18 protein-coding genes are annotated in these 18,129 nt (G+C 75.1%); 4 read left to right on the top strand and 14 right to left on the bottom strand.

Annotated features, from left to right (window positions below; all coding sequences use genetic code 11):
- Positions 1-104: 104 nt before the first annotated feature.
- The 10 genes from truB to rimP form a co-directional block, all read right to left on the bottom strand.
- The gene (gene truB / locus QRT03_RS10040; protein WP_286052563.1) at positions 105-1,037 is read right to left on the bottom strand and encodes a tRNA pseudouridine(55) synthase TruB; all 933 of its coding nucleotides are present in this window, start codon (positions 1,035-1,037) and stop codon (positions 105-107) included.
- Positions 1,034-1,732 (bottom strand): hypothetical protein, encoded by a 699-nt coding sequence (locus QRT03_RS10035; RefSeq protein WP_286052562.1) that lies wholly within the window; start codon positions 1,730-1,732, stop codon positions 1,034-1,036. The genes truB and QRT03_RS10035 overlap by 4 nt, the downstream gene beginning before the upstream one ends.
- Positions 1,733-1,764: 32 nt before the next feature.
- On the bottom strand, positions 1,765-2,526 hold the full coding sequence (fabG, locus tag QRT03_RS10030; protein WP_286052561.1) for a 3-oxoacyl-ACP reductase FabG: 762 nt from the start codon (positions 2,524-2,526) through the stop codon (positions 1,765-1,767).
- A gap of 78 nt (positions 2,527-2,604) precedes the next feature.
- Positions 2,605-3,918 carry an MATE family efflux transporter gene (locus QRT03_RS10025; protein WP_286052560.1) on the bottom strand — a complete coding sequence of 438 codons (1,314 nt, stop codon included), beginning with the start codon at positions 3,916-3,918 and terminating at the stop codon, positions 2,605-2,607.
- Between the two features lie 29 nt (positions 3,919-3,947).
- On the bottom strand, positions 3,948-4,442 hold the full coding sequence (rbfA, locus tag QRT03_RS10020; protein WP_286052558.1) for a 30S ribosome-binding factor RbfA: 495 nt from the start codon (positions 4,440-4,442) through the stop codon (positions 3,948-3,950).
- A gap of 25 nt (positions 4,443-4,467) precedes the next feature.
- Entirely contained in the window at positions 4,468-4,764 is a 297-nt protein-coding gene (locus tag QRT03_RS10015; protein ID WP_286052557.1) for a DUF503 domain-containing protein, read from the bottom strand.
- Positions 4,765-4,768: 4 nt separating this feature from the next.
- On the bottom strand, positions 4,769-7,930 hold the full coding sequence (gene infB / locus QRT03_RS10010) for a translation initiation factor IF-2 (protein WP_286052556.1): 3,162 nt from the start codon (positions 7,928-7,930) through the stop codon (positions 4,769-4,771).
- Positions 7,931-7,991: 61 nt separating this feature from the next.
- On the bottom strand, positions 7,992-8,381 hold the full coding sequence (locus tag QRT03_RS10005; protein ID WP_286052555.1) for a YlxR family protein: 390 nt from the start codon (positions 8,379-8,381) through the stop codon (positions 7,992-7,994).
- 50 nt (positions 8,382-8,431) lie between these two features.
- The gene (gene nusA / locus QRT03_RS10000; RefSeq protein ID WP_286052554.1) at positions 8,432-9,430 is read right to left on the bottom strand and encodes a transcription termination factor NusA; all 999 of its coding nucleotides are present in this window, start codon (positions 9,428-9,430) and stop codon (positions 8,432-8,434) included.
- Complete coding sequence (gene rimP / locus QRT03_RS09995; RefSeq protein WP_286052553.1) at positions 9,427-9,987, bottom strand: ribosome maturation factor RimP; 561 nt, start codon at positions 9,985-9,987, stop codon at positions 9,427-9,429. The genes nusA and rimP overlap by 4 nt, the downstream gene beginning before the upstream one ends.
- Before the next feature lie 79 nt (positions 9,988-10,066).
- Between rimP and QRT03_RS09990 the strand changes: the two genes are divergently transcribed.
- Positions 10,067-10,546, top strand: a complete 480-nt coding sequence (locus tag QRT03_RS09990; RefSeq protein ID WP_286052552.1) for a hypothetical protein — start codon at positions 10,067-10,069, stop codon at positions 10,544-10,546.
- A complete protein-coding gene (locus tag QRT03_RS09985; RefSeq protein ID WP_286052551.1) occupies positions 10,543-11,001 on the top strand; it encodes a DUF4439 domain-containing protein in 459 nt (152 codons plus the stop codon). Before QRT03_RS09990 ends, QRT03_RS09985 begins: the two co-directional genes overlap by 4 nt.
- Positions 11,002-11,026: 25 nt before the next feature.
- On the opposite strand, the gene QRT03_RS09980 is transcribed toward QRT03_RS09985, so the two are convergent.
- Together QRT03_RS09980 and QRT03_RS09975 are read right to left on the bottom strand one after the other, a co-directional pair.
- Complete coding sequence (locus QRT03_RS09980; protein WP_286052550.1) at positions 11,027-12,325, bottom strand: hypothetical protein; 1,299 nt, start codon at positions 12,323-12,325, stop codon at positions 11,027-11,029.
- A gap of 91 nt (positions 12,326-12,416) precedes the next feature.
- Positions 12,417-13,202 (bottom strand): SDR family NAD(P)-dependent oxidoreductase, encoded by a 786-nt coding sequence (locus tag QRT03_RS09975; protein ID WP_286052549.1) that lies wholly within the window; start codon positions 13,200-13,202, stop codon positions 12,417-12,419.
- 99 nt (positions 13,203-13,301) lie between these two features.
- Between QRT03_RS09975 and QRT03_RS09970 the strand changes: the two genes are divergently transcribed.
- Positions 13,302-13,712: a secondary thiamine-phosphate synthase enzyme YjbQ gene (locus tag QRT03_RS09970; protein ID WP_286052548.1), complete on the top strand. Its 411-nt coding sequence runs from the start codon at positions 13,302-13,304 to the stop codon at positions 13,710-13,712.
- 19 nt (positions 13,713-13,731) lie between these two features.
- The gene (locus QRT03_RS09965; protein WP_286052547.1) at positions 13,732-14,976 is read left to right on the top strand and encodes a geranylgeranyl reductase family protein; all 1,245 of its coding nucleotides are present in this window, start codon (positions 13,732-13,734) and stop codon (positions 14,974-14,976) included.
- Between the two features lie 148 nt (positions 14,977-15,124).
- Here the strand turns inward: QRT03_RS09965 and QRT03_RS09960 are convergent, their stop codons facing one another.
- Positions 15,125-16,168: an alcohol dehydrogenase catalytic domain-containing protein gene (locus tag QRT03_RS09960; protein WP_286052546.1), complete on the bottom strand. Its 1,044-nt coding sequence runs from the start codon at positions 16,166-16,168 to the stop codon at positions 15,125-15,127.
- 150 nt (positions 16,169-16,318) lie between these two features.
- The gene (locus QRT03_RS09955) at positions 16,319-18,124 is read right to left on the bottom strand and encodes a helix-turn-helix domain-containing protein (protein WP_286052544.1); all 1,806 of its coding nucleotides are present in this window, start codon (positions 18,122-18,124) and stop codon (positions 16,319-16,321) included.
- Between the last annotated feature and the right edge of the window lie 5 nt (positions 18,125-18,129).

Genomic DNA, 18,129 nt, shown 5'->3' with positions numbered 1-18,129 from the left:
GACGGCCGGGCCACCGTCACCTCCGCGTGGCGTCCGGCCGCGAGTGCGACGTCACGCAGCTCCCGCGGCGCCCGGACCTGCGTCATGTCGCCCTCGGCGCCGCCTCACGCCGGCGCGAGCACCAGGACCGGGCGGGCCCGGCCCTCGGAGTCGGCGACCAGCCCGATCACGTGCCCGTCCGGGCCGAACACCGCGGACGTCCCCGGCGCGCCACCGGGCGGCAGCGGGCGGCCGTGGGCGAGGTCGGCCGCCTCCGCGGCGTCGACGTCGCGCCGTGGGAAGGCGGTGGCCGTGGCGGCGTCGAGGTCCAGCGACAGGCTCGCCCGGCCCGCCTCGCCCTCCGCCTCGGCGACGAGTGTGTCCACGTCGCGGGCGTGCTCGAGGGTGAACGGGCCGACGCGCGTGCGGCGCAGGGCCGTGAGATGTCCCCCGACCCCGAGGCCCGCGCCCAGGTCCCGGGCCAGCGCCCGCACGTAGGTGCCCGACGAGCAGTCGACCAGCACGTCGAGGTCGAGCACCGCGTCCCCGGGGCGCCGTACGAGGACGTCGAACCGCCCGACCCGCACCGGCCGGGCCGCCAGCGTGACCTCCTCGCCGGCCCGCGCCCGCTCGTAGGCCCGCCGCCCGTCCACCTTGATCGCGGAGACCGAGCTCGGCACCTGCTCGATGTCGCCGGTCAGTGCCGCGACACCGGCATCGACCGCGGCCTCGTCCACCCCGCTCGCGTCGGCCGTGGAGACGACCTCGCCCTCGGCGTCGTCCGTGGTGGTCGCCGCACCGAGCCGGATCGTGGCCAGGTAGGTCTTGGTGTCCAGCGCCAGGTGCCCGAGCAGCTTGGTCGCCCGCTCCACGCCGAGCACGAGCACGCCGGTGGCCATCGGGTCGAGCGTGCCGGCGTGCCCGACCTTGCGGGTGCCCACGAGGCGGCGCACCTTGCCGACGACGTCGTGCGAGGTCCAGCCGGCCGGCTTGTCGACGACCAGCAGGCCGGGCGGAGGAGGTGGGCTCTGTCGGCGCTGCGACGTTCGGGCGTTCATCGCCCGGCATCATCCCCGAGCACGCTGAACGGGATCGACACCGCCGGGACCCGGGGCGGCGCCGGGACGTCGTCGGGGCCGTGCCGCCACACCGGCGTCACGGCGAGCCAGAACCGCTCCGGAGGATCGGCGCCGCCCGCGCCCTCCCACGGCACGGCGAGCCACCCCGAGGTGGTCGCGGTGACTGGATCTCCGGTCCAGACGAGTACGGCGTGCCGCAGCCCCGCGGGCTGCTCATGTGGGCGACGCGGCGCGGGCACGCCGTCGAACGTCAGCTGCCCGCCGAGCGGCACGTAGCCCGCCCCGTTCGCGGCCGCCGCGGCGCCGCGCACCTCCCCGGGCCAGCGCAGCACCGCCCAGTCGGGCTGCGGGTCGTGCGCGGGCGGCGCCTTCATCAGGTGCAGCGCCACCTCCCGGTGGGACAGCACGAGCGAGTTCCACGGCGCGGCGATCCGCACGTCGCGCTCCGCCCACTCGGGAGCCGCGGCGAGCAGGCGCGACCGCAGGTTCTCCGACGACGTCAGCCCGAGCGTCAGGGCGGTGTCCCCCGCGACCCTCGGATCATGCCGGGCGACATTGCGCTCCCATACCGCGGCCACGGCGTCCTCGAGCAGCCCGAGCACGCCGACCGCGCGCCACCGGTCCCGCATCTCGCGCAACCAGGCAACCGCTCCGGCGTCCCACGTCCCGCTCATGAGCAGGATGAGAGCACGACCCCCCGACAGCCTCAGGTCTTCGGACCGCCCGCGACGTAGATGACCTGGCCCGACACGTAGCCGGCCCGTTCGTCGACGAAGAACGAGACCATGTTCGCGATGTCCTCCGGGACCCCGACGCGCTGCACCGGGATCTCCTTCGCGCGGGCGGCCTGCCACTCGTCCCAGTCCTGCCCGAGGCGCTCCGCGGTGGCCTTCGTCATCTCCGAGGCGATGAAGCCCGGGGCGACGCAGTTGGCCGTGATGCCGAACCGGCCCAGCTCGATCGCCAGGGTCTTGGTGAAGCCCTGCAGCCCGGCCTTGGCCGCCGAGTAGTTGACCTGGCCACGGTTGCCCAGCGCCGAGGTCGACGACAGGTTCACGATCCGCCCGAACCCCTCGGAGACCATGTGCCCCTGCACCGCGCGGGTCATCAGGAACGAGCCGCGCAGGTGCACGCCCATGACCTGGTCCCAGTCGGACTCGCTCATCTTGAACAGCAGGTTGTCCCGCGTGATCCCGGCGTTGTTGATCAGCACGGTGGGCGGGCCGAGCTCGGCGACGATCCGCTCGACCGCGGCGTTCACCGCGTCCGCGTCCGAGACGTCCGCGCCGACCGCGATCGCCCGTCCACCGGCCTCGGTGATCGCGTCCGCGGTGCCCTTGGCAGCGGACTCGTCGAGGTCGATCACCGCGACGGCCAGACCGTCGGCGGCCAGACGCAGCGCGGTCGCGGCACCGAGTCCGCGGGCGGCACCGGTGACGACGGCGACACGGGTGGTGGGAGCGGTCATGGCAGGCGGACCTCCGGGTACTGATCGGTAGACGCCCCATCCTGCACCCGCCACCTTCCCGACGGCGGGTGGGGCGGGTCACGCCCGGTCCTGGTCCCTCCCCGCCGCTCCGCTCGCCCCGGTCACCATCCACGCGTCGCCCCGGGCCCGGAGCCCCACCCCGACCGCCCGGCCGAGCATGAACAGCGACAAACCCGCCCAGACCCCGGCGAGTCCCCAGCCGAACGCCAGCGAGGCCCAGATGGCGGGGAGGAAGCCCACCAGCGCGCAGCCCAGCGTCAGCCGGCGCAGGAACGCCGCGTCCGCCGCGCCCAGCAGGACCCCGTCCAGCGCGAACACAAACCCGGCGACCGGCATCAGGGCCACGAAGAACCACCACGCGGCGGGGATGGTGGCGAGCACCTCGGCGTCCGGGGTGAACACCCGCGGCAGCACCCCGGCGAGCGCCGCGAACACCAGGCCGGCGGCGACGCCCAGTGCCAGGCCGTACCAGGTCACGCGGCGGGTGACGGTCCGCGCCGACGACGCCGCCGACGCCCCCAGGGCCGCCCCGACCAGCTGCTGGGCGGCGATCGCCAGCGAGTCCAGCACCGTCGCCATGAACGTCCACAGCTGCAGGACGACCTGGTGGGCCGCGACCGACGCGGCGCCGAACCGGGCGCACACCGCCGTCGCCGAGAGGAAGCACGCCTGGAAGGCGAGGCTGCGCAGCAGCAGGTCGCGGCCGAGGCCCAGCTGCGCCCGCAGATCGGCCGGGACCGGCCGCACCGTCACGCCGAGGCGCACGGCCTCGCGCACCAACGCGACCACGAACAGCAGCAGCACGATCGTCTGCGCGCCGACGTTCGCGATCGCCGAGCCCTCGAGCCCGAGGCCGGCGCCGTGCACCAGGATCGGGCACGCGATCGCGGACGCCCCGTTGCCGGCCAGCACGACGACGACGGGTGCCCGGGTCGACTGCACGCCGCGCATCCAGCCGTTGCCGGCCATCGCGACGAGGATGCCGGGGGCGCCGCACAGGGCGATCCGCATCCAGTCGACCGCCTCGTCGGCGAGGACCCCGCCGCCGCCCAGCGCGTCGGCAACCGGACGAGCGACGAGCTGCCCGACCACGATCACCAGGACCCCGACGAGCACCGCCAGCCACGTCGCCGCCACGCCCTCGGCGATCGCGCGGTCCCGACGACCGGCGCCGAACGCCCGCGCGGCCCGGGCGGTCGTCCCGTACGCCAGGAACGTGCCCAGCGAGGACACCTGAGCGAGCACCACCGCGCCCACCGCGAGCGCACCCAGGGGCAGGGCCCCGAGTCGCCCGACGACGGCGGTGTCCACCAGCAGGTAGAGCGGCTCCGCCACGAGCACCACCAGGGCGGCCGCGGACAGCGACAGCACCCGGGTGGGGCCGGCGTCGAGCGAGGTCGTCAGGAACGCTCCTCGGCGAGGTCGTCCTCGTCGACGTCCACGAGGTCTTCGGCGAGCTCGTCCTCGTCGTCGTCCTCGTGCGGCTTGCGGTACGGGTCGGCCTCACCGGCGTAGTCCGCGCCGGCGGCGAGGGAGGCGACCTCCTCGTCCGCCGCCCGCACGCCCGCGAGCAGTTCCTCCATGCGCGCGGCACCCTCGGGGACGGCGTCGGGGACGAAGGTGATCGACGGGGTGTGCCGGATCCCGGTCTGGCGGCCGACGGCGGTGCGGACGACGCCGGTCGCGCTCGCCAGGGCGGCCGCGGACGCGGTGCGGTCGGTCTCGTCGCCGTAGACCGTGTAGTAGACGGTGGCCTCGCGCAGGTCCGCGGTGAGGCGCGCGTCGGTGATCGTCACCAGCTTGAGCCTCGGGTCCTTGACCTCGTGCTCCAGCGTCGACGCGACGATCTGGACGACCCGCTTGGCGAGACGCCGGGCGCGGGGTGCATCGGCCATCTCGGCCTTCCTCCAGGCGATCGGATCAGTCGTCGTGCGGACCCATCCAGCGGGTCCGCGCGGAGAGCACCTGGAACTCGGGGTGGGAGCTCACCAGGCGCTCGCAGTGGTCGAGCACGTCGGAGACGTGCTCGGCGTCCGCGGCCACCACCGCCACGCCCACGAGGGCGCGGCGGTGGAGGTCGAGGTGCCCGGCCTCGGCGACCGAGACCGCGTACTTCCGCTTGAGCTCGGCGACGACCGGTCGCACCACGGAGCGCTTCTCCTTGATGCTCCCGACGTCGCCGAGCAGCAGGTCGAGCTCGAGCACACCTACGAACACGAGATCACTCGCGCGGCTTCTCCCGCATCTCGTAGGTCATGATCCTGTCGTCGACCTTGATGTCGTTGAACGACCCGAGCGTCAGACCGCACTCGTAGCCGTCGCGGACCTCGGTCGCGTCGTCCTTGAACCTCTTGAGCGAGTTGATCGTGAGGCTCTCGGCGACCACCGCTCCGTCGCGCACCAGGCGGGCCTTGGCGTTGCGGCGGATGATCCCCTCGGTCACGAGGCAACCGGCGATCGTGCCGACCTTCGAGGAGCGGAACACGTCGCGCACCTCCGCGGTGCCGAGCTCCACCTCCTCGTAAACGGGCTTGAGCATGCCCTTGAGGGCCGCCTCGATCTCGTCGATGGCCTGGTAGATGACCGAGTAGTAGCGGATGTCGACGCCCTCGCGGTTGGCCAGCTCCGTGGCCTTGCCCTCGGCACGGACGTTGAAGCCCATGACGATGACGTCGGACGCGATCGCGAGGTTGATGTCGCCCTCGGTGATCGCACCGACCCCGCGGTGCAGCACCCGCAGCTGGACCTCCTCGCCCACGTCGATCTTCATGAGCGCGTCCTCGAGAGCCTCGACGGTTCCCGAGTTGTCACCCTTGATGATCAGGTTGAGCTCGTTGGTCTCCTTCAGCGCGGCGTCGAGGTCCTCGAGGCTGATGCGCTTGCGACGGCTCGCCAGCTGGGCGTTGCGCTCACGGGCGCGCCGCCGGTCGGCGATCTGGCGGGCGACGCGGTCCTCGTCGACGACGAGGAAGGTGTCACCGGCGCCGGGCACCGACGTGAAGCCGATGACCTGCACCGGACGGGAGGGCAGCGCCTCCTTCACGTCGTCGCCGAACTCGTCGAGCATCCGTCGGACACGACCCGACGCGTCGCCGGCGACCACCGAGTCACCGACGTGCAGCGTGCCGCGCTGGACCAGGACGGTCGCGACGGGGCCGCGGCCACGGTCGAGGTGCGCCTCGATCGCGACACCCTGGGCCTCCATGTCCGGGTTGGCCCGGAGGTCCAGGGAGGCGTCCGCGGTGAGCAGGACGGCCTCGAGCAGCCCGTCGATGTTGATGTTCTCGCGCGCCGAGATGTCGACGAACATCGTGTCGCCACCGAACTCCTCGGCGACGAGGTTGTACTCGGTGAGCTGCTGACGGATCTTGGAGGGGTTCGCGCCCTCCTTGTCGATCTTGTTCACCGCGACCACGATCGGCACGTCGGCCGCCTGGGCGTGGTTGATCGCCTCCACCGTCTGCGGCATGACGCCGTCGTCGGCCGCCACCACGATCACCGCGATGTCCGTGGACTTCGCCCCACGGGCACGCATGGCGGTGAACGCCTCGTGACCCGGGGTGTCGATGAAGGTGATGGCCCGCTCGACACCCTCGAGCTCGGTGTCGACCTGGTACGCGCCGATGTGCTGGGTGATGCCACCGGCCTCGCCCTCGGCGACCTTCGTCTTGCGGATCGTGTCCAGCAGACGCGTCTTGCCGTGGTCGACGTGACCCATGACCGTGACGACCGGCGGGCGCGCCGCGAGGTCGTCCTCGTCACCCTCGTCGGAGCCGTAGCTCAGCGAGAACGACTCCAGCAGCTCGCGGTCCTCCTCCTCGGGGGACACGACCTGCACGTCGTAGTTCATCTCGCCGCCGAGCAGCTCGAGGATGTCGTCGGACACCGACTGGGTGGCCGTGACCATCTCGCCCAGGTGGAAGAGCACCTGGACCAACGAGGCCGGGTTCGCGTCGATCTTCTCCGCGAAGTCGGTCAGCGACGCGCCGCGCGGGAGCCGGACGGTCTCGCCGCGGCCCTTCGGCAGGCGGACACCGCCGACCGACGGCGCCTGCATGTTGTCGAATTCCTGACGCTTCTGCCGCTTCGACTTGCGACCACGACGCACCGGTCCACCGGCGCGCCCGAAGGCACCGGCGGCGCCGCCGCCACGGCCGCGGCCACCGCCGCCACCGGGACGTCCGCGGAAGCCGCCCGCGGGCGCACCGCCGCCACCGCCACCGGGGCCGCCACCGCCACCGGGACGGAAGCCACCGCCGCCGCCACCGGGACGACCACCGCCACCGGGACGACCACCGGGGCCGCCTCGGCCGCCGGGCCCACCCGGGCCACCGCGACCGGGAGGACCGGCCGGGCGGGCCGGCATCATGCCGGGGTTCGGGCGCGGAGGCATGTTGCCCGGGGTCGCGCCACCCGAGCCGCCGGGACGCGGCGGACGGTCGCCCGCCGCGGGACGCTCGCCGTCGCGGGGCGGACGCGGCATGGGCGCCTCGCCGTCACGCGGCGGACGCGGCGGCCGCTCGCCCTGGGACCCGCCGGGACGCGGTCCCTGCGGACGGGGCGGGGCACCCGAGCCGACGCCGAAGGGGTTGTTGCCGACGCGCGGGGTCTTGGGCCCCGGACGCGGCGCACCCGGACGCGGCGCGGCGGCGGTGTCGCCACCGGCCGACGCGGCGGCCGGACGCTGCTGCTGCTGGCCGGGACGCGGCGCACCCTGACGGTCGCCACCGGGACGGTCGCCACCGGGACGCTCGCCACCGGGACGCTCGCCGCCCGGACGCTGGTCGCCCCCGGGACGGCCCTGGCCCTGCCCGGGACGGCCGCCACCCTGGCGCTGGTCGCCGCCCTGGCGCTGGTCGCCGCCGCGCTCGCCGCCCGGACGCTGGGAGCCCGGCTTGGGGATCCCGCGCGGACGGTCCCCGCCGGGCCGCGGGCCGGGGCGGCTGCCGCCGGAGGCCGGGGACTCGCCGCCGGGGCGCGGGGCGCCGGGACGCGGGGCGTCGGCCGGCTTCGGGGCGGCCGGGGCCTCCGGGCTCGCCGAGGCGGCCGGAGCCTCGGGGGCCGCCGACGCGGCGGGGGCCGCCGGCGCCGAGGGACCCGGCTTCGCCTCCGCACCCGGACGCGGGCCGGGCGCCGGAGCGCCGCCGGACGCCTGCCCGTTGCCGTTTCCGGACCCGCCGGAGCGGGCCCCCGGACGCGGGCCGCGGGACGAACCGCCGCCGCCGTTGTTCATGGAGTCGCGCAGCTTGCGCGCGACGGGAGCCTCGACGGTGGAGGACGCGGACTTCACGAACTCGCCGAGGGACTCCAACTGCGAAAGTACCTGCTTGCTGGTGACGCCGAGCTCCTTCGCGAGCTCGTGCACCCGGGCCTTGCCTGCCACTGATCTCCTCATTCTCGAGGTCGGCGGCGTGCCCGCGACCTCGTGTCCTACGCCTGCGCGCTCATCGCGAGTGCTTCACGGCTGGCTCATGGGGGTCGACCTGCTTCCTGGTTCTCCGACTCCGACGGTCGTCGGGGCCGTGGTCCGGGTCGGACGGTGCGGGCTGCGGGGCGAGCAGTGCGTGCAGGGCACCGAGATCCAACGGCCCCGGGACGCGCAGCGCCCGGGGGAACGCCGACCGGCGCTCCGCGCGGTGCAGACAGTCGGCGTCGGGATGCAACCACGCACCCCGCCCCGGCTCACGACGCCGCGGATCGGGCACACAGGTCCCGTCCACGGCCACCACTCGCAGCAGTTCCGACACCGACCCCCGCGATCGACACCCCACACAGGTGCGCACCGGTCCTTCGATCGGTGGAACCTCGTGGTGAGCCGGACGGGTCCGGGCCATGTCTGACTCTACCGCGTCGTGGGATCGCCGCCGAAGCCCCGTACCCACCCTCAGGGCGCGACGAGGTCCGACTCGGGCTCGGCGTCCGAGCGGATGTCGATGCGCCACCCGGTGAGCCGGGCCGCGAGGCGGGCGTTCTGGCCCTCCTTGCCGATGGCCAGCGAGAGCTGGTAGTCCGGCACGACGACGCGGGCGGCCCGCGCACGGAGGTCGACCACCTCGACCGAGACCACCTTCGACGGCGAGAGGGCGTTGCCCACGAACTCCGCCGGGTCGTCCGAGTGGTCGATGATGTCGATCTTCTCCCCGTGCAGCTCGTCCATCACCCCGCGCACCCGGGCCCCCATGGGGCCGATGCACGCGCCCTTGGCGTTGAGCCCGGGCACCGTCGAGCGGACGGCGATCTTGGAGCGGTAGCCGGCCTCCCGGGCGATCGCGGTGATCTCCACCGCGCCGCTCGCGATCTCCGGGACCTCGAACGCGAAGAGCTTGCGCACCAGGTTCGGGTGGGTCCGCGAGAGCGTGACCGCGGTGCCGCGCGGGGTCCGGGAGACCCCGATCACGTAACACCGCACCCGCTCGCCGTGTTCCAGCTTCTCCCCCGGCACCTGCTCGGCCGACGGGATGACGCCCTCGATGGAGCCGATGTCGACGACCACGACGCCGCGGGCGTTGGCCCGGGCGTCCCGCTGCACGACGCCGGACACGACCTCGCCCTCGCGGGTGGCGTACTCGCCGTAGCTCCGGTCGTTCTCCGCGTCGCGCAACCGGGCGACCACGACCTGCCGCGCGGTCGTCGCCGCGATCCGGTCGAAGCCCGCGGGCGTGTCGTCGACCTCGCCGACCGTCTCGCCGTCCTCACCCTGCTCGGGCACGAGGACGCGGATCTCGCCGGACGTGCGGTCGACCTCGGCGCGCGCGCCGGGCGTGTCGCGCCCGGTCTGGCGGTAGGCGGTGAGCAGGGCCGACTCGATGGCCGAGACCACCGTCTCGAAGGAGATGTCCTTGTCGCGCTCGATCGCACGCAGGGCCATCAGGTCGACCTTCACCGCTGCTCCTTCTCACGACGATCGTCCTGCAGTGCCTCGACCTGCGCCTCGGGCGCGGGCTTGAACTCGACCTCGACGCCGGCCCGCGACACCGTCGCGAGCGGGACCTCCTGCAGCCCCTTCTCGACGGCGAGCGTGACCGCCTCGTCGGTCACGGCGCCGACCCGGCCCGAGATCTTCGTCCCGTCCTCCAGGGTGACCGCCACGCGCCGCAGCCAGGCCTTGCGCCAGTGCCGGGGCTCGGTCAGCGGGCGGTCGGTGCCGGGGGTCGAGACCTCGAGGGTGTACTCCCCGAGCACGGCGCCGTGCGACTCCTCGTGGGCGTCGACGGCGGCCGAGACGTCGCGGCTCAGGGCGGCGACGGCGTCGAGGTCGACCCCGCCGGCGGGGCCGTCGTCGACCGCGGGGGCGTCGGGGGTGTCGACGGTGACGCGGACGACGTGGCGACGGCCCGCGGGGCGGACGTCGAGGTCGTCGAGCACGAAGCCGGCCCGCTCGACGACGTCGGCGACGACGGGCGTCAGGGCGGTCGCGGCGGCACCGGTGGGTGAGCCCACGGGCACGGGTGATCCTCCTGGGACGGTGGGAGCGGTGGCTCCAGGGTAGTCCCGGGGCCGGGTGGCACGATGAGCGGTGATGCGCTCCGTCCCCCACCCCGTCGCTGCGCTCGCCCCGACCCTGTCCCGCCGTTCCTTCGCGTTCCTGACGGCGGGTGCGGTCGCGCTGGGTACCGCAGGGTGCGCCCGCGACGAGGGGCCCGACGAGCTCGAGGCGCCGTGGGCGGCGGCCCGGGCCGACGCCGCGACGGCGGCCGCCGCGGCGGGCGCCTCCCCAGACGTCGCGACCCGGCTGACCCCGGTCGCCGAGGCGCGCCGGGCGCACGCGGACGCCCTGGGCGCGGAGATCCGGCGTGCCCGTCCGGACCGCGCCGAGGCGCTCGACGCGCCCCCACCGGCGACCCCGCCGGTGGCGGACCCCGTGGCGGCGCTCCGGACCTCGCTCGTCGCCGCCCGGGACGCCGCGTCGACGCTGGCGGTCACCACCGCGCGGTACCGGGCGGGCCTGGTCGCCTCGGTCGCCGCGTCGTGCGCGGGATGGGCGGAGGCGCTGACGTGACCTCGCCCCTCGACCCGACCGCGACCCGGGACGCCGCCCAGGGTGCCCTCGGCGCCGAGCACGCGGCGATCTGGTGCTGCGGGCTCGCGTCGGCGTTCCTGCCCGCCGAGGCCGCGCAGCCCCTGGCCGACGCCGCCCTCGCGCACCGGCAGCGGCGGGACGCGCTGATCGCGCTGCTCGAGGGCGCCGGGCAGCGCGCGACACCCGCCGCCGCGGCCTACGCGACCCCGCGGCCGGTCACCGACGCCGCGAGCGCGGCCGCGCTGCTCGTCGTCGCCGAGGACGACGTGGCCGTGGCCTGGCGCGCCGTGCTGGAGCGCACCGACGACCGGGACCTGCGCACGACCGGCGTCGCCGCCATGACCGCGTCCGCCACCGTCGGCCGCCGCTGGCGGAGCCTGGCCGGGGTCACGCCCGAGGTCCCCTCGCTGCCGGGTGCCGCGCCGACGGGTTGATCGGCGACCGGGTGGTCCGAGGGCCCTACTGGCCCGAGGTGTCCCGCAGCCCGAGCGCCGCGCGGGCGAGGCGGTCGAGGCTGGACTCCGAGGCCGACCCGGAGCCGGTGGCGTCGGTCTCGGCGATGACGACGGTCTCGCCCAGCTGCGTCGAGGAGTAGCCGCCGCCGGCGACCCCGGTCGGCGCGCCCGGGTAGCCGCGGCCCTCGCGGAGCAGGTCCGCGACGTTGCCCGTGCCCGAGGAGTCGACGAGGGACTTGAACGCGGCGGCCGACGGCGCGTCGTGCATCCGCACCACCGCGACCGAGGCGACGACGGGCGTGCCCCCCGACTCCGCGGTCCACAGCGCGCGGTCGAGCTGGACGCACGGCCGCTCGCGGAGGAACTGCACCGCCAGGCCGTAGGCGTGCCCCTCGCAGGTGGGTTCGGTCGTGACGACGCGCTGGGTCCAGGAGACGCCGTCGACGACGCGCACCGGCTCCGCCGCGATCTCCTCCGGGCCCGCACCGGTGCTGCGCACGACGAGGACCGCGACCCCCAGGGCGATCCCGAACGCCGCCACGGCGGCGATCCCCAGTCCGCGCCACGTCGAGACCCACGCGGGCAGCACGAGGGGGGCGGTCCGGCGGGCCCGGCGGCGGCGTCCGGAGCCGGACGGGTCGACGCCGCCGAGACGCGGCGACTCCTCGACACCGCCCGGAGCGAACGGCGCGGTGGCGGGCCGGGCGAGCGGGCCGCCGGGGTTGGACAGCGCGGCCGAGCGGGCCGTGGGGACGGGCCCGGGGAGGGCGGCCTCGTCGTCCGTCGCGAACCCGGCCGAGGCCAGGTCGGCGGACGGAGGGAGGAACTCGGCGAGCCGCCAGGCGGCGAACAGCCGGCGCACCTCCGCGGCGTCGAGCACGGCGGGGCCGGCGGAGGCGGTCAGGACGAGGCGGGCGGCGGTCGCGATGCCGATGCTCGTGTCCTCGTCGGTGCGCTCCGGGTCGTCGTGCCGGGGGTTCTCGTGGCCGCCGATCGGGACGACCTGCCGGGGGGCGGTCGGCGTGGGGTCGGCGAGGGCGAGCAGCCGGTCGACCTCCGCGGCTCCCCGTTCCTGCGAGCCGCCCGCCGGACCCGCCGTCGGGACCGGGATCCGGGCACCCGCCGGGACGAGTCCGAGGACGCCGTCCGGACGCAGCACGAGCGCGTCGAGGACGCCGTCCGGACCACCGGGGAGGGCCACGGCCAGCCCGGGCGCGGTGGGCAGCCCGTCGAGCAGCCGACGGACCCGACCGATCCGTTGCGGCGCGATGCCGTGGCGGGGATCGGGGGCGATCAGCAGCATCCGGCCTCCACGATCGGGTGACGACGAGCGGCGCTCACGGTAGCCCGAGAGATCACGGGGACGTCACGGCCCCCGCCCGACGGCGCGTCGGTCACCCGCCCGGCCGACGCCGCTCACCGATGCGAGCCACCATCGGGGTGAGCACCCGGGCCACCCCGGGGAGCACCGACTGCGTCCTGGTGAGCCACCCGCGCCAGGTCGGCAGCACCCGGAGCTGGCGCTTCGCGTCGAGCATCGCCATCCCGGCGGCGACCACCTCGTCGACCCCCAGCACCCGCGGGCCGGTGAACAGCAGCGCGGACGAGGGCCGGTCGGACACGGCGCGCAGCAGCTCGGTGGAGACCGCGTCCGGGCACAGGGCCAGGGCACGGATCGGCCGACGGGCGCCCCCGAGCTCGGTGTGCAGGGCCTGCGTGTAGGACAGCGCCGCCGCCTTGGACGCTCCGTAGACGGCCAGACCCGGCGTCGGGCCGAGCCCGGACAGGGAGACGACGTTGAGGATGTCGCCGCGCCGCATCACGTCGACCGCCGCGCGGCAGCCGTGGACGACGCCGAGCGTGTTGATCTCGACGGTGGCCGTGACCTCGGCGTCAGTCGCCTCCCACGCCGACGCGGTCGACAGCACCCCGGCGTTGTTGACCCACACCGAGACCTCGCCGAGGTCCGCGGCCGCGGCGGCGACGGACCGGTGGGCGCCCGGGTCGCGCACGTCCAGCGGCATCGCGGTCGCCGGTCCGGGGAGCGTGTCGGCGGTCCGTTGCGCCGCGTCGCCGTCCACGTCGGTGACCACGACGTGGAGCCCCCGCTCGCTCAGGGCCCGCGCGAGCCCGGCGCCGATGCCCCGTCCCCCGCCGGTCACGACGGCGACGTCGGTCATGTGGACTCCCTGGTCGTGTCAGCAGTGCGGCCATGCTGACGCTGGACGTCAGAAACGCCGTCGGTACGGCGCGCAGTCTGGCGCATAGGCTGACCCGTGATGCACAGCGAGGAGATCGAGGTCAGCACGGGCCGCCACGAGACCGTGCGCGACGTCACGGCGGAGTGCGAGCGGTTCCTGCGCGAGGCGGACGCGGGAGACGGGCTGCTGCACGTCTTCGTCCCGCACGCGACGGCGGGCCTGGCGATCATCGAGACCGGTGCGGGCTCGGACTCCGACCTGCTCGCCCAGCTGCAGGAACTCCTCCCTGCGGACGACCGCTGGGGCCACCGCCACGGCTCCGCCGGCCACGGGCGCGACCACGTGCTGCCCGCGCTGATCGCACCGTCCATGAGCGTGCCGGTGCTCGGCGGCCGGATGGCGCTCGGGACCTGGCAGTCGGTGTGCCTGGTCGACACCAACGGCGACAACCCGTCGCGCAAGATTCGTCTCAGCCTCCTCGCGGGCTGAAGCAGGCATCCTGGTGGACGTGAATACCGACGTCCTCGTTGTCGGCGCCGGCCCCGCCGGGTCCTCCGCGGCCGCGTGGGCCGCGCAGGCGGGTCACGACGTCGTGCTGCTCGACGCCGCCGTCTTCCCCCGCGACAAGGCGTGCGGCGACGGCCTGACCCCGCGCGCGATCGCCGAACTGACGAAGCTCGGCCTGGGCGAGTGGGTGCGTGGGCGCGGCGAGAACCGGGGCCTGCGCGCCGCCGGCTTCGGGCAACTCCTGACGCTGCCGTGGCCGGGCGGGTCGCTCCCCGCGCACGGCGGGGCGGTGGCGCGCACGGAGCTCGACGCGCGGATCCGCTCGGTCGCGCTGGAGCGCGGGGCGTCCCCCGTGGAGGGCCGTCGCGCGGTCGACGTCGAGTTCTCCGGGGACCGGGTCGCGGCCGTGGTCCTCGACGACGGGTCGCGCATCGGCTGCCGCTGCCTGGTCGTCGCCGACGGGGCCCGCTCGACCCTGGGCCGCGTGCTGGGCCGGGTGTGGCACAAGGACACCGCGTACGGCGTCGCCGCCCGCGGCTACATCCGCTCCGGGCGCCACGACGACCCCTGGATCTCCTCGCACCTCGAGCTGCGCGGCACCGACGACGAGGTCCTCTCCGGCTACGGCTGGGTGTTCCCGCTGCACGACGGGTCGGTGAACATCGGGGTCGGGACGCTCGCGACCGACAAGCGCCCCGCCAACGTCCGGCTCCGCTCCCTGATCGAGCACTACGCCGCCCAGCGCCGCGAGGACTGGCAGCTCGACGGCGAGGTCCGCGACGTCGCGTCGGCGCTGCTGCCGATGGGCGGCGCGGTGTCGGGTGTCGCCGGGCGGAACTGGGCGCTGGTCGGCGACGCCGCCGGCTGCGTGAACCCGCTCAACGGCGAGGGGATCGACTACGGCCTCGAGACGGGGCGCCTGGTGGTCGACCTGCTCGGCACCGACGACTGGTCCCTCGCCTGGCCCGCGACCCTCCGCGAGCACTACGGCTCCGCGTTCTCGATCGCGCGCCGGTTGGCGAAGCTCCTGACGATGCCGCGCCTGCTGCCGCTGGCGGGTCCGGTCGGCATGCGGTCGAAGGCGTTGATGACGGTGGCCCTGCGCGTCATGGGCAACCTCGTCACCGAGGAGGACCACGACGTCGTCGCGCGGGCCTGGCGGCTGGCCGGCCGGGCCTCGCTGCGCGCCGACGACCTGCCGCCGTTCCCCGCCGCGGACCTGCGGACGCCGGTCGCGGCGGGCTGAGCGCAGGCCCCCTGGACTGAGCGAAGGGCCCCTTCGGTCGAGTAGATCGACCGGAGGGGCCCTTCGCTCGACGGCGGCCGTACTGGCGAAGGGCGCCCCTGGCCCGTCTACCCGACGGAAGGTGCCCTTCGCTCGACGGCGTGCTCACTCAGGGCGTGATGACGACCTTCAGCGCCAGGTTGGCCGCGGCGTTGGCGAAGACGTCGTAGGCCTCGTCGATCTGGTCGAACGTGAACGAGTGCGTCCCCATCTTCTCGGCGGGGATGCGGCCCGACGCGACCATCTTGAGCAGCGTCGGGATCGACACGGTGTCGACCAGGCCCATCGTCAGCGTCACGTTGGCGATCCACATGTCCTGCATCGGCAGCTCCACCGGGGTGCCGTGCACACCGACGTTGGCGATCGTCCCGCCCGGGCGCACGAGCGAGGCCGCCGTCAGGAGGGTCTCCGGGTAGCCGACCGCCTCGATGGCGACGTCGACGCCGAGCCCGTCGGTCAGCCCGACCACGTCCGACACCGTCCCCGGTCCGACCTCGATCGCGTCCGTGGCCCCGAACTCGAGGGCCTTCTCGAGCCGGAACTTGTTCGAGTCGATCGCGATCACCTTGGAGGCGCCCCACAGACCCGTCGTCAGCACCGCCGACAGGCCCACGGCCCCGGCACCGACCACCGCCACGGTGTGCCCGGGCCGCACGCCGCCGGCCAGCACGCCGACCTCGTAGCCCGTGGGCAGGGAGTCGGCCAGGAAGATCGCCTGCTCGTCGGTGACCTCCGGCGGCACGAGGTAGAGGGAGGTGTCCGCGTAGGGCACGCGCACGTACTCGGCCTGGGTGCCGTCGATGAGGTGGCCGAAGATCCAGCCGATCCCACCGACGGTCTGGCAGTGCGAGGGCATCCCGCGCTGGCAGTACTCGCAGCGACCGCACTTGGTGATCGCCGGGACGAGCACCCGGTCGCCCACCGAGAACCCGCGGACCGCGTCGCCGACCGCCGTGATCGTCCCGACCGCCTCGTGCCCCAGGATGCGTCCGTCGGTCACGGCCGCCACGTCGCCCTGCAGGATGTGCAGGTCGGTGCCGCAGATCGTCGTCGTCTCGACCTTGACGACGACGTCGGTGGGTTCCGCCACCGTCGCGTCCGGGACGTCCTCCCAGGCCTTCCGACCGGGACCGTGGTAGACAAGGGCCTTCATCGCGACCTCCGCTGGTTCGCCACCTGAGCGTCCTCGACGCTAGTGGCGCAGCACACACCCGGACTGTCCGATATCGGGACGACCCGACCCGCCGTCGGGAACCCGCCGGAGGTCGACTGTCCCGGTCCCGGGACAGCAGGGACCGCCGGGTCAGGCGATGTAGCTGATGCCGAACGCGTCGATCTTGCGGTAGAGCGACGAGCGGGCGATCCCGAGCATGGCGGCCGCCTTGTAGCGGTTGCCGCGCGTCTCGTAGAGGGCGTGGATGATCGCGTCGGCCTGGGCGGTCTCCAGCATCGTCAGGCGCGGGGCGCTGGTGAAGCACAGCGCGGGCAGGTCGGGCGGCTGCACGATCCCGACCGGCTTGCGGGCCACCACGTAGCGCAGCACGTCCTCGAGCTCCGCGATGTTGCCGGGCCACGCGTAGCCCTCGAGCACGCGCACGACCTGGTGCGACAGCCGCAGTGACCGCGCCCCGCTCATGGACCGCAGCACGGCCGCCGCGATGCCGGCGAGCTCGTCGGACCGGTGGCGCAGCGCGGGGACCCGCACGGTGTCGTGGAAGTGCCGCAGCAGCAGGCCATACGGACGGCCCGCGTCCACCGCCGCCGAGTCCAGGCAGCCGATGACGACCACCCGGCCCGGCATCGCCGTCAGCGGCCGGAGCGCCTCGTCCAGGCGGCGGGCCGCGACCGGGCTCAGGGCGTGCACCTGGTCGAGCAGCACCAGGTGGGCGTCACCGCCGGGGTCGAGGCGGAGGTCGTCCAGGGCGCCCGAGCAGTCGACGGTCGTGGACGTGCCGCGCGGGAACAGGTGCGTGAACCGTTCGCGCGCCAGGGTCCGCTTCCCGACCCCGGTCTCGCCGACCAGCAGCAGGTGCCGCCGGTGGCCGAGGGCGGCGGTCGCGTCGCGCCGCATGCGCTCGTAGGGGCCGAACAGCTCCTGGGTCGCCCGCCGGCGCGCCTCGTCCGTTCCCGACGACGGGTCGCGGCGCAGGTCCGCGGCGAAGTCCCGGCGCCCGGTCGGCGCCACGTGCGAGCCCTGCCGTCGGCGGGCCTCCCGCGCGGCGGCCCCGACCCGCCCGACGGCGTGCGAGGCGACCGGCCCACCCGCGAGCACGGCCCCGAACACCTCGCCGTCCTCGCCACGGACCTCCCGCAGATCCACCTCGGCACACCCGCCCGAGGGGAGGTCGAGGTGGCGCGGCCCGCCGGTCTCGTCGAGCAGGACGCTCGTGGTGAGGGCGTCGCCCAGGGCCTGCCGGTCGGGATCGGGCAGGGCCGTGACCTCCCGGCCGAGCCACGTCTCGTCGCCCGTCGCGGCCACCACCCACGGCACGCCCTCGGCCCGCAGCGCGGACATCGCGTCGTGGACCGCGAGGACCCGCCGGCGCCGGTCGCGCTCGCCGTGGTCGGCCACCGCATCGGCGAGCAGGCGGGCCACGGCGAGCGACACCGGCTCGTCGAGATGGGTGACCACCACGACCTGGCCCCCGGCCACCGGCGCCGCGGCCTCGCGCAACACCCGCCACGCGGGGTGGAGGTGCTCGGCGCCCCCGACGACGACGGCCCGGCCGAGGTGGGCGGCCACGGACGCCGCCGTCGTCCCGACGGAGGCCTCGTCACACCGGTGCCCCGGCACGAACCCCGCGACGTCGAGGAGCTCGCCGAGCGCCGGGTCGGTGTCGTAGCGGACCCGCACGACGCCGTCGTCGCCGACCAGCGCGACGGAGCAGCCGGCCTCCGGGTTCTCGCGGACGAAGCGGTGCAGCACGGAGTCGGCGGCCGCGACCAGCGGGCCGCCGTCGTGATGACCGACGAAGGGCGGGTCGCCGGGCGTCCCGGAGCGCTCCCACGAGGCGACGATCTCCTCGCGCACCACGCCCGGGGGCAGCGCGGAGCGCCCGCCGCGCCGGAACCGGATCCGGGCAGCGTCGAGCACGCGCCCCGACGTCACGTCGA

Source organism: Actinomycetospora termitidis (assembly GCF_030286555.1).
GTDB classification, from domain to species: Bacteria; Actinomycetota; Actinomycetes; order Mycobacteriales; family Pseudonocardiaceae; genus Actinomycetospora; species Actinomycetospora termitidis.
Note: the sequence above shows the minus strand (reverse complement) of the source record. Positions and strands in the feature narration are given on the sequence as shown.

Excerpts from the sequence above, each read along its gene's own strand:
- truB (WP_286052563.1), bottom strand. The coding sequence starts at position 1,037 with ATGAACGCCCGAACGTCGCAGCGCCGACAGAGCCCACCTCCTCCGCCC.
- QRT03_RS10035 (WP_286052562.1), bottom strand. The coding sequence starts at position 1,732 with ATGAGCGGGACGTGGGACGCCGGAGCGGTTGCCTGGTTGCGCGAGATG.
- fabG (WP_286052561.1), bottom strand. The coding sequence starts at position 2,526 with ATGACCGCTCCCACCACCCGTGTCGCCGTCGTCACCGGTGCCGCCCGC.
- rbfA (WP_286052558.1), bottom strand. The coding sequence starts at position 4,442 with ATGGCCGATGCACCCCGCGCCCGGCGTCTCGCCAAGCGGGTCGTCCAG.
- QRT03_RS10005 (WP_286052555.1), bottom strand. The coding sequence starts at position 8,381 with ATGGCCCGGACCCGTCCGGCTCACCACGAGGTTCCACCGATCGAAGGA.
- QRT03_RS09990 (WP_286052552.1), top strand. The coding sequence starts at position 10,067 with ATGCGCTCCGTCCCCCACCCCGTCGCTGCGCTCGCCCCGACCCTGTCC.
- QRT03_RS09980 (WP_286052550.1), bottom strand. The coding sequence starts at position 12,325 with ATGCTGCTGATCGCCCCCGATCCCCGCCACGGCATCGCGCCGCAACGG.
- QRT03_RS09975 (WP_286052549.1), bottom strand. The coding sequence starts at position 13,202 with ATGACCGACGTCGCCGTCGTGACCGGCGGGGGACGGGGCATCGGCGCC.
- QRT03_RS09970 (WP_286052548.1), top strand. The coding sequence starts at position 13,302 with ATGCACAGCGAGGAGATCGAGGTCAGCACGGGCCGCCACGAGACCGTG.
- QRT03_RS09960 (WP_286052546.1), bottom strand. The coding sequence starts at position 16,168 with ATGAAGGCCCTTGTCTACCACGGTCCCGGTCGGAAGGCCTGGGAGGAC.